The organism is Myxococcus llanfairpwllgwyngyllgogerychwyrndrobwllllantysiliogogogochensis (genome assembly GCF_006636215.1).
GTDB classification, from domain to species: domain Bacteria; phylum Myxococcota; class Myxococcia; order Myxococcales; family Myxococcaceae; genus Myxococcus; species Myxococcus llanfairpwllgwyngyllgogerychwyrndrobwllllantysiliogogogochensis.
The window spans coordinates 1-12,374 of sequence record NZ_VIFM01000129.1; the positions used below are offsets into that span (position 1 = coordinate 1).

12 protein-coding genes, 1 tRNA gene and 1 pseudogene are annotated in these 12,374 nt (G+C 68.0%); 6 read left to right on the top strand and 8 right to left on the bottom strand.

Annotated elements, in window-relative coordinates; translation table 11 throughout:
- Positions 1-628 (bottom strand): annotated as a pseudogene (locus tag FJV41_RS27765) (hypothetical protein); the annotation flags it as partial.
- An 85-nt stretch (positions 629-713) separates the two neighbouring features.
- Complete coding sequence (locus FJV41_RS27770) at positions 714-3,548, bottom strand: serine/threonine-protein kinase (protein WP_141645590.1); 2,835 nt, start codon at positions 3,546-3,548, stop codon at positions 714-716.
- A 389-nt stretch (positions 3,549-3,937) separates the two neighbouring features.
- Between FJV41_RS27770 and FJV41_RS27775 the strand changes: the two genes are divergently transcribed.
- Positions 3,938-4,468: a hypothetical protein gene (locus tag FJV41_RS27775; protein WP_141645591.1), complete on the top strand. Its 531-nt coding sequence runs from the start codon at positions 3,938-3,940 to the stop codon at positions 4,466-4,468.
- Positions 4,469-4,507: 39 nt separating this feature from the next.
- On the opposite strand, the gene FJV41_RS27780 is transcribed toward FJV41_RS27775, so the two are convergent.
- Positions 4,508-5,011: a hypothetical protein gene (locus FJV41_RS27780; RefSeq protein ID WP_174466827.1), complete on the bottom strand. Its 504-nt coding sequence runs from the start codon at positions 5,009-5,011 to the stop codon at positions 4,508-4,510.
- A gap of 324 nt (positions 5,012-5,335) precedes the next feature.
- On the opposite strand from FJV41_RS27780, the gene FJV41_RS27785 reads away from it, so the two are divergent.
- Positions 5,336-6,697 (top strand): M57 family metalloprotease, encoded by a 1,362-nt coding sequence (locus tag FJV41_RS27785; protein WP_246137450.1) that lies wholly within the window; start codon positions 5,336-5,338, stop codon positions 6,695-6,697.
- A 65-nt stretch (positions 6,698-6,762) separates the two neighbouring features.
- Here FJV41_RS27785 and FJV41_RS27790 read toward each other — a convergent pair whose 3' ends face one another.
- Positions 6,763-7,752 (bottom strand): NAD(P)H-quinone oxidoreductase, encoded by a 990-nt coding sequence (locus FJV41_RS27790; protein ID WP_141645593.1) that lies wholly within the window; start codon positions 7,750-7,752, stop codon positions 6,763-6,765.
- An 84-nt stretch (positions 7,753-7,836) separates the two neighbouring features.
- Between FJV41_RS27790 and FJV41_RS27795 the strand changes: the two genes are divergently transcribed.
- The 3 genes from FJV41_RS27795 to FJV41_RS27805 are packed head-to-tail and all read left to right on the top strand — an operon-like array spanning position 7,837 to position 9,856.
- Positions 7,837-8,046 carry a DNA gyrase inhibitor YacG gene (locus FJV41_RS27795; protein WP_141645594.1) on the top strand — a complete coding sequence of 70 codons (210 nt, stop codon included), beginning with the start codon at positions 7,837-7,839 and terminating at the stop codon, positions 8,044-8,046.
- Positions 8,043-8,774: a tyrosine-protein phosphatase gene (locus FJV41_RS27800; protein ID WP_141645595.1), complete on the top strand. Its 732-nt coding sequence runs from the start codon at positions 8,043-8,045 to the stop codon at positions 8,772-8,774. Before FJV41_RS27795 ends, FJV41_RS27800 begins: the two co-directional genes overlap by 4 nt.
- A 17-nt stretch (positions 8,775-8,791) precedes the next feature.
- Positions 8,792-9,856 (top strand): lysylphosphatidylglycerol synthase transmembrane domain-containing protein, encoded by a 1,065-nt coding sequence (locus FJV41_RS27805; protein ID WP_141645596.1) that lies wholly within the window; start codon positions 8,792-8,794, stop codon positions 9,854-9,856.
- A 39-nt stretch (positions 9,857-9,895) separates the two neighbouring features.
- On the opposite strand, the gene FJV41_RS27810 is transcribed toward FJV41_RS27805, so the two are convergent.
- The 3 genes from FJV41_RS27810 to FJV41_RS27815 form a co-directional block, all read right to left on the bottom strand.
- Positions 9,896-10,285 carry a hypothetical protein gene (locus tag FJV41_RS27810; protein ID WP_141645597.1) on the bottom strand — a complete coding sequence of 130 codons (390 nt, stop codon included), beginning with the start codon at positions 10,283-10,285 and terminating at the stop codon, positions 9,896-9,898.
- A gap of 85 nt (positions 10,286-10,370) precedes the next feature.
- Positions 10,371-10,544, bottom strand: coding sequence for a hypothetical protein (locus FJV41_RS52510; RefSeq protein ID WP_181790987.1), 174 nt, complete (start codon positions 10,542-10,544; stop codon positions 10,371-10,373).
- Complete coding sequence (locus FJV41_RS27815) at positions 10,541-10,798, bottom strand: ribbon-helix-helix domain-containing protein (RefSeq protein ID WP_141645598.1); 258 nt, start codon at positions 10,796-10,798, stop codon at positions 10,541-10,543. Before FJV41_RS27815 ends, FJV41_RS52510 begins: the two co-directional genes overlap by 4 nt.
- Before the next feature lie 180 nt (positions 10,799-10,978).
- Between FJV41_RS27815 and FJV41_RS27820 the strand changes: the two genes are divergently transcribed.
- The gene (locus FJV41_RS27820; RefSeq protein WP_141645599.1) at positions 10,979-11,566 is read left to right on the top strand and encodes a hypothetical protein; all 588 of its coding nucleotides are present in this window, start codon (positions 10,979-10,981) and stop codon (positions 11,564-11,566) included.
- A gap of 666 nt (positions 11,567-12,232) precedes the next feature.
- On the opposite strand, the gene FJV41_RS27830 is transcribed toward FJV41_RS27820, so the two are convergent.
- Positions 12,233-12,306, bottom strand: a tRNA-Ile gene (locus FJV41_RS27830).
- Between the last annotated feature and the right edge of the window lie 68 nt (positions 12,307-12,374).

The window sequence follows — 12,374 nt, forward strand, 5'->3', positions numbered from 1 at the left end:
CCACCACCCCCACGCCCAGCACCGTCCACGGAATCCACGCCGACCATCGGCGCCGATAACGGATGACCTCGTCCTCCGTGAACAGCTCCAGGTGCAGCTCCGCCTTCTCGCCGGGCAGCAATGGCTGACGTTTCTCCGTCGGCAGATACCCATCCTTGAAGGCGACGATGCTGTGCATACCGGGCCGGATGAGCGCCTGATATCTCCCAGGCGCCGTGAACAGCGCCTGCCCGTTCAACGTCACGACGGCGCCCTCCTGGTCACACCGCACGTCCACCCACGCAAGCTGCTTCTCGAGCAGTGCGTTGTAGGAGCGGGCATGCTCGTACCTGCCGGCATCGAGCGGCTCGGGTCCATGGCCCATCGCCGCCTTCAGGTGCTTGTGGACCTCGATGGGCTGGTCGAGGTTCATCAACGCCAGCGCCAGGTTGTAGTGAATCGCCGGGTGGTTCCAATGCCGCAAGGCCCGGCGGTAGTTCCGACTCGCCTCGACGAAGACCGACTCTCGCAGGCGCTCATTTCCCTCGAAGAAGAGCGCCTGGGCGGCCTGCTGCTCATCCCGGGGCACGCCCAGGGCCCAGGGGCGGTCGCCGCCCACGTCCAGCGGCTTGTCCACACGCTGCGCCATGGATGCGCTCGCGGATAGACACATCAACACCACGGCCAGCCCGCGTCCACGCGAGCCGCCTCTCTGAATGGCTGTCATGGGTGCCTTACCTCAGGGTTTCGATGAAGGAACTTCCGAGCGTGGATTGGATGCGCAACGTCCGTTCCTGCTCGCGTTGGAGCAGTCGTTCCGCCTCCGCGCGCGCGAGTCGCGCCTGCTGAGCGCTCTGCTCGGCCCCGCGCAGCGCCTGGTTCGCGAGGTACTGAGCCCATCGCGCCCGCTGCACGGCCTTGACCAGCTCGGCGTTCTTCTTCAACAGCTCTTCGTTGGTCGATTCGACCTGGGCGTTGGCCTCGAGCGCGCGAAGCTCCGCTTCCTGGCGGTCCAGTTCCTTGGCCTGGACCTCCGCCAGTCGCTCCTCGGCCTCCGCCGCCGAACGCTTCGCCAGGAACTCCGCGTTTCGAGCCGAGGCCTCCGCGCGCAACGCGATGACGGCCTGGTGCTCCGCCTCCTGTTTCGCCTCGCGGATGAACACCAGCGCCACCGCCGCCGCCGCGAACAACAGCGTCACCAACGTCGCCGCGCCAACGACGAACCCCCGCTTGAGGCGAGCCATCCGAGTCGCCTGCGCCAACACCGCGTCCAGGAACGCCCGCTGCAACAGCGGCAGCTCTCCCCGATATCGCCGCTGGAATCGCCGAGCCTCGTCCGCCATCTCGCCGCGCCAGAGCAGTCCGCTGTCCCGAGCCTTGGCCTGCCATTGTCGGGCCGCGTTTCGCAGTTGCTCCAGGAACGCCGAGTCCTCCTGGCCCTCCTCGAGCCACCTGCGCAGCGTGGGCCAGCCGGAGATGAGTGACTCGTGGACCAGCTCCACCGACGCGCCCGTGGCCTTGTTTCCCGTCTGGATGACGAGCAGTCGCGCCTGGACCAGGCTGTCGATGAGCCGCTGAAGCTCCTCCGCGTCCCGGGTCAGCTCTCGCAGCTCCTCCAACGAGACAATCGCGCGCGTGCGCTCGGACGTGACGAGCCGCAGGAAGATTGCCCGGGCCAGGGCCCGCTCCTGCGATGACATGCCCGCGAGCACGCTGTCCGCATGCGTGGCCAGCGCCCCCGCGATTCCGCCGAGCTGCTGAAAGGCGCTCTCCGTCAACATCCGGCGCGAGGGGTCTCTCGCCTCCCACAGCCGGGTGGCCGCGAACTGGAGCAAGGGCAGGGCGCCGGGTGTCGTCTCCAGGTGCTGGAGCATCTCGGTCACCATCTCGGGGGACTCGAAGCGATAGCCCGCCATCTCCGCGGGCTGCACGAGTGCGTCACGCAGGCCGTCCTTCTGGGGCGCCGCCAGGAAGAACAACCCTGGAGACAGCTCCGCCATGAAGCGCTCGTCCTCCGATACCCGGTCCAGGAAGTCGGAGCGCAACGAGAGGACGACGCGGATGGGGGAGGTGGCGTCGTCGGCGATTCCAGACAGGCAGGCCGTGAAGGCGCGACGCTCCCGCGCATCGGGCACCAGCGTGTAGAGCTCCTCGAACTGGTCGATGAACAACACGATGCGCCGGCGCTCGCGGCGGGCGCGGGCTCGCAGGACGGCGCCCACGTAGCCCGGCTCCAGTCGCAGGTGCGCGGTGATCTGCTGCTGCTTCCGGAGGTCTTCCTCCAGCGTGGGCGACGACGTGACGAGCGGAGCCACCATGCTGGCCAGCGCCCCGAGCGGATCTCTCCCCGGGCGGATGATGAGCGACTCCCAGGGGATGCCGGTCCGCTTGAGCACCGGCACCAGTCCCGCGCGAACGAAGGACGACTTGCCCGCACCCGATGGGCCGACGACCGCGAGCAGGGGCTGGTCCTGGAGCCGGTTGACGAGCGCGGCGGTCTCCCGTGCGCGGCCGAAGAACCGCGCCGAGTCCGCCTCCTGGAACGAGCCGAGGCCCGCATAGGGACTCTCGTCGAGCCCCGCCTCGTGGACGAACCGACCGGGGAGGAATGGCTCCAGGGCCCGCAGCACCGCGAGTGCATCCGGGAAGCGCTGCTCCTTGTGCTTGAGCAGGCACCGGTCGACGACGGAGGCGAGCTCCACGGGGACATCCGGAACCACGGCCCGGAGGGTCGGCATGGGCTCGTTGAGCAGCGCGGTGACCATCAACTGGGGACCCCGCAGGGGCTCCAGCGGATGGCGGCCCGCCAGCATCCGGAACAGCATGATGCCGACAGCCCAGATGTCGGTGCGGTGGTCGACGGGGATGCCGTTGCCCCACTGCTCGGGGGACATGTACGCCAGCGTTCCGAGCAGCGCGCCCTGGCGCGTCAGGTGAAGCGACTCATTCCGGGTCCCCGGAACAGGTAGCAGTCGCAGTCCCTCCAGGAGCGCGCGCGGGTCCGTCTCGCCGCGGTGCTCATCGCCCTGGAGCACCTTCGCGATGCCGAAGTCCAGCACCTTGATGGTGCCGGAGTCCGTCACGATGATGTTCTCCGGCTTGAGGTCCCGGTGGACGATCTTGTGCGTGTGCGCGCAGGAGAGGGCGCGGAGGACGGGCGACATCAGCTCCACGGCGCGCGAGGGCGGCAGGCGCGGGCTGCTCTTGAGGAGCTTGTCGAGCGGCTGGCCCTGCAGGTACTCCAGCACCATGTACGGGCTGCCGTTGGCTTCACCGACTTCGTAGATGATGACGATGTTCTCGTGGCTGCACCGGGCGGTGGTGCGGGCCTCGAGGATGAAGCGGCGGGCGAACTGCGCGTCCTGCGTGTGCAGCAGCTTGATGGCGACGCGGCGGCCGAGCCGGGTGTCGCGCGCCAGGAAGACGGTCCCCATGCCTCCGCTGCCGAGCTGTCGAATCAGCTCGTAGTGCTGGATGCGAGTGCCCGGGCCAAAGGCTCCCAGGCTTCCGGGCAGTGGGGCATGGGGATGGGGCGCACTGCGGGCGGATGAAGAGGGTTCTGGCTTCATAGGGGTACTCGGTGAGGCAGGGGGGCCTCGGGAAAGCGCGAGCGGCCCATCGCCCCCGCGAAGGGTGCGGGCCGTGCTTCAGCGAATCTCGATGAGGGCTGGTCCGACAGGGACGAGACCGCAACCGGGTCCCTGTTCGCGGGGAGACTGATGCCAGCCGTTGACGAGAGCTCTAGAAGGGGAGGACGGACTTTCCGGAGAAAGCTCTCGTTGCCAATCTTGAGCACACTTGCCTGCTTGCCTATGTGAACGCGAGGGCAGGGCTGTGTCGTGTGAGCGGCGCTTGAGCGTGCGCGTGCGCCCTGGGCGGAAACAGGCCTCGGGACGGGAGGTGGGGTGGGGTATCGACTGCGCGACACCTTGTCATGCCCGCCTGCTACGGTGAGGGAATGACACGTTGGCTCGTGCCCGTCCTGGTGTTGGTGGGCGCGGCGATGATGACGGCGCTGGGGCACCTCTCGTTCAACGCGGCCCTCTTCGTGCCGTTGCTGGCGCTGGGGGGAGGGCTGCTGCTGCTTGTGACGCTGGTCCTCGCGGTGCTGCCCGCACGGAGGTCGGTGAACTTCGTCACCCTGGCCTACCTGTTGGGAGGCATCGCGCTCGCGGGCGCGGGCATGGTGCGCGGGATGTCGTGGCGATTTGATCGAGTCGAGGAGGAGTTCGCCCCGCTCATCGCGGCGCTGGACGCCTATCACGCCGAGAAGGGGCAGTACCCCGAGGCGGTGGCGGAGCTGATTCCAGCGCACCTGTCGAAGGCGCCGTCGTGCGAGCTGGAGAGCGAACCCGCGGTGAGGCAGGGACTCTCGGATGGCGGCTATTACCGCAAGGGGCCAGACGACTACGGCATCACCTGCTACACCATCGTCTTCTGGAAGTACTCGTACAACCCCGTGAAGAAGTATTGGTACGGCTGGGATTGAAGGAGCGCCCGGGTCCGAGGTCCGGGCGCCCCAGGCGGGTCAGAAACCCACGCGCGTCATCGTGAAGGGCTGTGAGCCATTGACGCCCTTCTGGAGGACGATGCCGGTGATCTTCCCCGTGAAGAGGCTGCGCTGGATCTGGCTGATGGAATAGACGTCACGCGTCTCCCCAGCCAGGTCCCTGAAGGCGATGAACGAGCCGATGGCGGGGTTGTTGGGGAGCGCGTAGAAGCTGGCGGTCTCCGTGTTGCAGCCCAGCACGGGGCAGGTGCGGCTCACCGTGCGCACGTAGCTGCCCTCCACGCGGTCGGCGTACTCAGTGCCGGTCAGCGTCATCGTGAGCAGTTCCTCCGGCGCCGCGAGGGGCCACGTGCGGGAGTAGGTGCCCACCAGCCCCGCCAGACTGTCAGGTGACTCGTAGACGGCGGCCTCGACGGTGCCGGTGTCCTCGGGGCGCTGCACTCCTGCCTCCGTGCTCTCCAGGCCTCCACATCCCGCGAGCAGCGCCAAGCCGATGACCATGCCATGCCGAAGGTGTCCCATGTCGCGCGTTGCCTTCCCGGGCCGCACGTGTGCGGCGAATCCGTGAGTTGAGGGTTGATTCAGTCTTCAGATAAGTCGCCGCGCGTGACGCCGTCAAGCACCGTGCGTGGAGTCTCGTGGGCGGGGGGCGTGACGCCTCCGTTACTGATGCAGCGCGTTGATGTGTCACGGGATTCCATCGGTCACGCCAAAAGGCCACGCCAACGGAACTGACAATCCAAGACGTGAGGGAATAGAGGCGTTCCACGATTGACCGCGAGTGGTTGTCAGGTGCGAGTCTGCATATGGCCGTACCCAGACACGCAATTCCAAAGAGGAGCAATCATGACGCCAGTCCGAGGTGCAGCGCCGAGGTTCATGGGGTGGGGGCTGTTGGTCATTCCGTTGCTGTGGTCGTGTGGGTCGGCGACGGGGGACGCCGGAGGACCGTCGGCCTCACCGCCGGCGGGGGAGTCCGCGCGAGGCGTGGTGTCATGGGAGGAGTACCAGCGCAGCGCCCGGCAGGTGGTGGATGGCAAGGAGCACTACATCGTCGAGTGGGACCTGGGTGTGTCGCTGGAGGCGCTCCGTGAGCGTTATGACCGGTACGTGAAGGCGGAGGCCTTGGGGGAACGAGGAGCCCCGGAGCCGCTGGGGACTCGGACGTCACCGCTCATCGTCAACACGGTGGGCGGGTTGGACGACATCTGGCCCTGGGCTTCACGCTTCAACCTGCGCTACTGCGTGAGCAATGCGTTTGGCTTGAACAAGGCGCGCATGGTCAATGAGATGGCGAACGCGGCGGCGACCTGGCGGTTCGTCGCGGACGTCCAGTTCATCTATGACGCGAGCCAGGATGCGAACTGCACCAATACCAACCCCGCGGTGACGTTCTCCGTGCAGCCCTGGACGGGCAGCGGCGCGTGTGCCTTCTTCCCCTCGGGAGGTGGCTGTGTGGCGCGCACGCTGGTCATCAACATCGCCGGACTGGACCCCGCGCCGCCCACCTCGCCCAACGTGACGACGGCCACGGTGCTCATCCACGAGTTGGGGCACATCCTGGGCTTCCGGCATGAGCACACGCGCAACCCCATTCCCTGCTTCGAGGACAACAACTGGCGCGCGCTCACGGCCTATGACGTCAATTCGACGATGCACTATCCCTGGTGCAACGGCGTGACGACCTCCACGCTCAACATCACCTATCCGGACGCCGCGGGCGCCGCCCTCCTCTATGGCTGGCATACGAACGCCAACGTGGACCGCTCCGTGCCCGCGACGCACACCCACAACGTGTCGGTGACGGCCCAGGTGGCCCAATCGTTCTACTTCCCCATCGACGTGCAGACGAACTTCGCGGAGGGCTGTTTCGCCGCGGGGGCGGCGCCGACGGCCGCGCACATTCGCGTGGGCAATGGCTTCGCCGGCGCCGTGGCGGGAGTCGCTACGTCTGTCTTCAACACGGGAGTCCAGTGCAGCCCCTTCGGCGCGACCTACACCTGGTACCGGGCCACCTTCGCGGGGGTGTCCATGCCGGCCCTGAGCACCTATACGGTTGCCTTTGGCACGGGGACCCAGCCGCTCACCATCGCCGTCGACAACAACAATCCCTACAGCGGCGGGACCCTGTGGGACTCAGTCGGTGGCGGGCGTTTCTATGCCACGGCGGACGGGCGAATCCGCGTGGGCCGCCTCGGGCCTCCCTGAGCTGAGCGCCACGACATTCCAGGAGCGGGGCGGCCAGGACAACTCGGCCGTCCCGCGCTGGCCCGTCACTCCCAGCGCACGACCAGTTTTCCCACCGAGTCGTTGCGCGCCATGCGCTCCAAGCCCTGACGCAGCTCCGCCTTGGGCAGCACCGCGTCCACCACGGCGCGCAACGCGCCGGAGCGGAACAAGGGAAGCAGGTGGCGCTCCGCGCTCTGCGTCAGGGCCATCTTCTCCTCCACGGGACGGCTGCGCAGCACCGTGCCCGTCATGGTGAGACGTTTGGTCAAGAGCAGCCCCAGGTTCAGGTCCGTGTGCATCCCGGCCACCAGTCCCACCAGCATCATCCGCCCCCGAGGGGCCAGGGCCTGGAGCGACTCCGGGACGTAGTCTCCTCCCACCAGGTCCAGGCACAGGTCCGCGCCCCGGCCTCCGGTCTCCTCGCGCACGGCGTCCGCGAAGCTGGGGGGCGAGGACTCGCACAGCACCGTGCGCGCCACGCCCCACTCGGAGGCTCGCGCCAGCTTGGCCGCGTTGCGTCCCGTGCCCACCACGCGCGCACCCATGGCCTGGCACAGCAGCGCCGCCGCGGAGCCCACGCCGCTGGCCACCGCGTGTACGACCACCGTCTCGCCGGGCTTCAAGCCTCCCTGGAGCACCAGCGCGTCGTACGCGGTGAGGTACGCCTCGGGCAGCGCCGCCGCGTCCGTGAAGTCCATACCCTCTGGCATCGGCAGGGCCTCGCGCTCGTGCGTGAGCAACTGCTGCGCCCAGGCGCCACCACCCACCAGTCCCATCACCCGGTCGCCCACCTTGAAGCGGCGCGTGCGAGGACCCACGGCCTCCACCTCGCCCGCGTACTCGAGGCCCGGCACGTCAGGGGGCACGTCGGGCGGGGCGGGGTAGTGCCCGCGAATCTGGATCAGGTCCGCGCGGTTCAAGGCGGTGGCCCGGACGCGCACCCGCAGCTCGCCGGGGCCGGGCGTGGGCTCGGGGCGCTCCTCCTCCGCGAGCACTTCGGGGCCACCGGGTTCGGTGATTCGCATGACCTTCATGGCGCGGACCTCCCTCTCGAACGAGCGGGCACGAAACGTCCTGGCTCGCGAGAGCGTCAAGGCTTATCTAAGGACAGGTCCATCATGAGCACTGCCCTCTGTCCCATCTGTAAGAAGCCCTCCCCTCCGCGGTCGGAGAACCCGGCCTTTCCGTTCTGTTCCCGGCGTTGCCGCGCCGTGGACCTGGGCCGGTGGTTGGGGGAGGAGTACCGCATGCCCGATCGCCAGGCCGAGCAGTCGGAGGATGAGCTGCCATCCGGCTGCCACCCCGACCGCCAGGGCGAGGATGCGTGAGCGGCTTCGTCGACCTGCACTGTCACCTGCTGCCGGCCGTGGATGATGGCGCGCGCACGCTGGAGGATGCGCTGGAGATGGCGCGCGTCCTGGTCGACCTGGGCTTCTCCACCGTGGCGCCCAGCCCTCACGCGCGCCCCGAGTACGCGCCCGTCGACGTCGTGGAGGCCCGGCTCGCCGAGCTGAAGGCCGCCCTGGAGCGGGAGCGAATCCCGCTGTCGCTCGGCCGCAACGCGGAGAACATCCTGGATGACGCCTTCCTGCGCGGCCTGGGAACGCCCTCGGCGCGCATGCTGGGGACGGGCCGTGTGACGCTGGTGGAGCTGCCCTACACCGCGCCCGTCCCGGCGCTCCTGGACATCCTCTTCCGCATCCGCACCAAGGGCGTGGTGCCGCTCATCGCCCATCCCGAGCGGTGCCTGGAGTTCGAGCGCAAGGGGCGCGCGGCCGACGCCGTTCGTTCGGGCGCCCACCTCCAACTCGACGTGGGCGCGCTCATCGGCCGCTATGGCGCGATGGCGAAGAAGCTGGCCCGGGCCTTCCTGGACGACGGCCTCTATTCCGTGGCCGCCACGGACCTCCACGGCCCTGTCGGGGCCCGGGATTGGCTCGGTCGGGCACTGGAGGAGCTCAAGGGCAGGGCAGGGGAGGAGGCATTCGGCCGCCTCCTCCGGGGCAACCCGTCTCGCCTTCTGGTGGGAGAGTCGCTGGAGTCCGGCCAGGACTGACGGTATACCCGGCCGCCGTGAAACGCGCCGTCAAGCTCACAGCCAGTCTGCTGGTCACCGTCCTCTTCCTGTGGTGGGCCTTTCGGGACACCGATTGGGGCACCCAACTCGCCAGCCTGAAGTCGGCCAACTACGTCTGGTTGGTGCCGTACTTCGGTTGCCTCCTCGCCATCCACGTGTTCCGCACGCTGCGATGGGGGAGCCTGCTGTCGGGCATGGAGCGCATCCCCTTCCGCAAGCTGAACGAGGCGTCCGGCATCGGCTTCATGATGCTGCTGGTGCTGCCGTTCCGTCTGGGGGAGTTCGCCCGGCCCTTCCTCATCGCCCAGCGCAGCTCCATCCGCCGCAGCGCGGCGATGACGTCCGTGGTGCTGGAGCGAATCGTCGACGGCCTCTTCGTCGCCTCGTCGATGCGCGTGCTGCTCTTCTTCGTCCCGAACGAGACGCCCGAGGTCCGCTACGTCAAGCTGGGCTCGTGGCTGATGTTCGCCGTGTTCGGCGGGGGGCTGCTCTTCCTCCTCGTCGGGCTGTGGCAGCAGGAGCGCACCGTGCGCCTGGTGCGCGCGACGGTGGGCCGCCTCGCTCCGGGCCTGGCCGACAAGGTGGCGGACATCGTCGACACCTTCGTGGGCGCCATGCGGCAGCTGCCGGACGCGAAGCAGGTGGTCTACTTCTTCCTCTTCACGTTGGGCTACTGGGGCCTGAACGGCTTCGGGATGATGCTGCTGGCGAACGCCTTCGACTGCTCGGGCGTGGCGGCCGGCACCGCGTGTCAGCCCTTGGAGCTGTCGCTCTTCCAGGCCTACGTGGTGCTGTGCGTGCTGGTGGTGGGAGTGATGATTCCGGCGGCGCCGGGCATGGTCGGGACGTTCCAGGCGGCCTGCAAGGTGGGCCTGAGCCTCTTCCTTCCCGCCTCCGTGGTGAATGCCAGCGGGCTGGCCTACGCGAACGTGATGTGGTTCGCGCAGACGGCGCAGACGGTGGGCTTCGGCATCCTCCTCATGTCGCTGGGCCACCTGTCCTTCAAGGACATCGCGGGCAAGCTGGAGAAGGAAGGCGAAGCCGCGGCTCCCACGACGTGAGCCCCGCGAGGTCCTCGCGGGAGCGCGCCCTGGACTTCTTCAGGGCGCCGACGGGTCGATGTTCCGCTTGATGGTGCCGAAGGGCGTGTCGACCTGGTGCTCGCTGCGGCCCTCGTCGGCGTAGCCGTCCGGCGCGCACCAGGCCTTGGCGGTGTCCCGGATGGAGACGACGGGGGTGTCCACCGCGACGCGCTCCTTCGACGTCGCCTTGGAAACGAGCTTGTCGTCGCGCATCAGCACGCAGCGGTCCTCGCCGTAGTACCAGGCGGTGGACTTGTCGGGGAACTCCTGGGCCCGGGTGGGACCTTCGCCCATGGCATCTACGACTTCCCGCGCCGTCATGCCGGGGTAGAGCTTCTGGAAGCCACCGGTGGTGGAACAGCCGGAGGCGGCGACGGCGAGGGTGGCGGTCAGGATGAGAGAGCGCATGGGGTGCGGGGCTCCTGCGAAAGGATGCCGCCAGCCTAGCCCGCGCGTGTCGCCAGCCTCCAGACAGGGGCCGGGTGTGTCGGTCCTACAACTCCTGGTCCAACCAGCGAATGATGGCGTCGCGGATGGAGGTGGGGCGCTCGGAAGCCGTACGAGCGCGCGGGCCACGCGCCGTCTCCGCGTCATGGAGCCGCGCGGGCGACAGGTGCTCGCGCGTGCGGGGAGGCACTCCGTGCTGCATGAAGGCCCGACGCGTCACGACTGGCCTTCTTCCTTCGCGGGGCCTCGGCCGTACTTGCCGAGCAGGTCCTCCACCGCCTCGCGGAGGTACTCGCTCTGGTGGATGCGGGTCCGCCGCGCCAGCTCGCGCAGCTTCTGGACCTGCTCCTCCGGCACCAGGACGTGGGTGGAGACGATGTCGGCCTCGGGCCCACGTGCGTCCACGGAGACCTCGGCGGCGGCCGGGGACACGGGAAGCTCGGGGCTCAGGGGGCTGGCGTTTCCATCTTGCATCGGGGGTTCCTCCTGGCGTGGCTGCTACAGGCCGCTACCGACCTGTCCTGGCATTAGGAGGGCGCTCCGGGGACTCGTCAACAAAACGGCCCGGACCACACGGGGTGGAAGTGACACCTTTGTTATCCGTTTTCTCAAATTGGTGTGGTAATTCGCGGACTTCTCACCTGGAGCGAACTGATGAACATTCGTCGTGTGTGCGTCGCCGCTGCCGCTGTCTTTTCGTTCTCCGCTGGCGCCGAGGGAGTTCGGGAGCCCGTGTCGCTGGTGCAGGCGGACGAGTCCGCCGCGTCGCTGGCGAAGGTATGTCCCGCGGTGCCGCTGTCGTTGACGGCCATCAACGCGTCGTCGCTGGAGCCGGCGCGGGTGGCTTGGAATGCCGGCTCCAACAGCGGTGCCTGGCATTACCTGGACACCATCAATGCCTACATCACCCCGCAGTGCCCCGCGACTCCGGTGACCATCCAGGCGGTGGTGGCCAAGGTGGCGGACCTGAACCAGGGCCTGCCGTTCCCCGAGGACGGCATCTTCACCAACCGCGCGGGCCTGTCCCAGAGCATCTTCCTGAGCTCGAACTACTACGGCAATGGCCTCGCGGTGCTGGCGGCCATTGATGCCTACGCGGGCGGTGGGGAAATCCAGGCATGGATTGCCACCCAGGAAGTGCCCTGCCACAACTGCCATGAGTTCTACCAGTACGCGGTGCTGTACTACCCGGCCAGTCGCAAGGTCGTCGTGCTGCAGGGCTACACGGGTTACGACTCCTGAGCTGAAGGTCGTGAGGCGTCGGCCCTGGGTTCGGGCCGGCGCTGCTTTCCGAGGGTGTATCAATCCGACAGCGACTCGGTGCTCGCGCGGGTGTGACGGGATTGGCATGTCTCGTGGCCGGATGGTCACGTTCTTGTTTATTCCCTGAGTCAACCGCCTGGAGCGGACTGATGAGGCTTTGCAACCTGTTGCTGTTGGTTGCGTGTCTGGTTGTATGGGGCCTGTCGCTGTTCATCTCCGTGGAGACCTTCACGGGGACGCCCACGAGCTACACGGTATGTATCCGCGCTTCTTCGACTTCCGTGGCTCGAATGCGGTACCAGGACTCCCCGACGTTCACGGAGGGTGTCGCGACGAACCGGGCGGGGCTTGCGCAGAGCCTCCTGCTGTCGTCGAACGACTCCGGTGACGGGGCGGCACTGCTGGCGGCGATTGATGCCTACGCCGGGGGTGGCGAGGTCCAGGCGTGGCTCGCGACGCAGGAGGTCCCCTGCCACAACTGCCACGCGTTCAACCTACCCGGCGACGAGCACGGTCGTCGTGCGGCGGGGGTCCACGGGTTACGACGCCTGAGCCGCTCCGGCGTGGGGCTGGCCCCTTGGGGGAGTCCCAGTGCCACGAAAAAAGAAAAGCCCCGGAATCACTCAGAAAGTGACTCCGGGGCAGTGGCCAGGGTCGGACTTGAACCGACTACCTGCGGATTATGAGACCGCCGCTCTAACCAGGTGAGCTACCTGGCCGTGAAGTGAGGGCCCGTATATCGGGAGCGTCGCGTCACCGCAAGAACTTCGAAGCGACCAGGCGACCA

What these genes read in the sequence shown, in the direction of transcription:
- FJV41_RS27775 (WP_141645591.1), top strand. Translation starts at nt 3,938, where the DNA reads ATGACACGTTGGCTCGTGCCCGTCCTGGTGTTGGTGGGCGCGGCGATG.
- FJV41_RS27785 (WP_246137450.1), top strand. Translation starts at nt 5,336, where the DNA reads ATGACGCCAGTCCGAGGTGCAGCGCCGAGGTTCATGGGGTGGGGGCTG.
- FJV41_RS27780 (WP_174466827.1), bottom strand. Translation starts at nt 5,011, where the DNA reads ATGGGACACCTTCGGCATGGCATGGTCATCGGCTTGGCGCTGCTCGCG.
- FJV41_RS27815 (WP_141645598.1), bottom strand. Translation starts at nt 10,798, where the DNA reads ATGCAAGATGGAAACGCCAGCCCCCTGAGCCCCGAGCTTCCCGTGTCC.
- FJV41_RS27795 (WP_141645594.1), top strand. Translation starts at nt 7,837, where the DNA reads ATGAGCACTGCCCTCTGTCCCATCTGTAAGAAGCCCTCCCCTCCGCGG.
- FJV41_RS27810 (WP_141645597.1), bottom strand. Translation starts at nt 10,285, where the DNA reads ATGCGCTCTCTCATCCTGACCGCCACCCTCGCCGTCGCCGCCTCCGGC.
- FJV41_RS27820 (WP_141645599.1), top strand. Translation starts at nt 10,979, where the DNA reads ATGAACATTCGTCGTGTGTGCGTCGCCGCTGCCGCTGTCTTTTCGTTC.
- FJV41_RS27790 (WP_141645593.1), bottom strand. Translation starts at nt 7,752, where the DNA reads ATGAAGGTCATGCGAATCACCGAACCCGGTGGCCCCGAAGTGCTCGCG.
- FJV41_RS27770 (WP_141645590.1), bottom strand. Translation starts at nt 3,548, where the DNA reads ATGAAGCCAGAACCCTCTTCATCCGCCCGCAGTGCGCCCCATCCCCAT.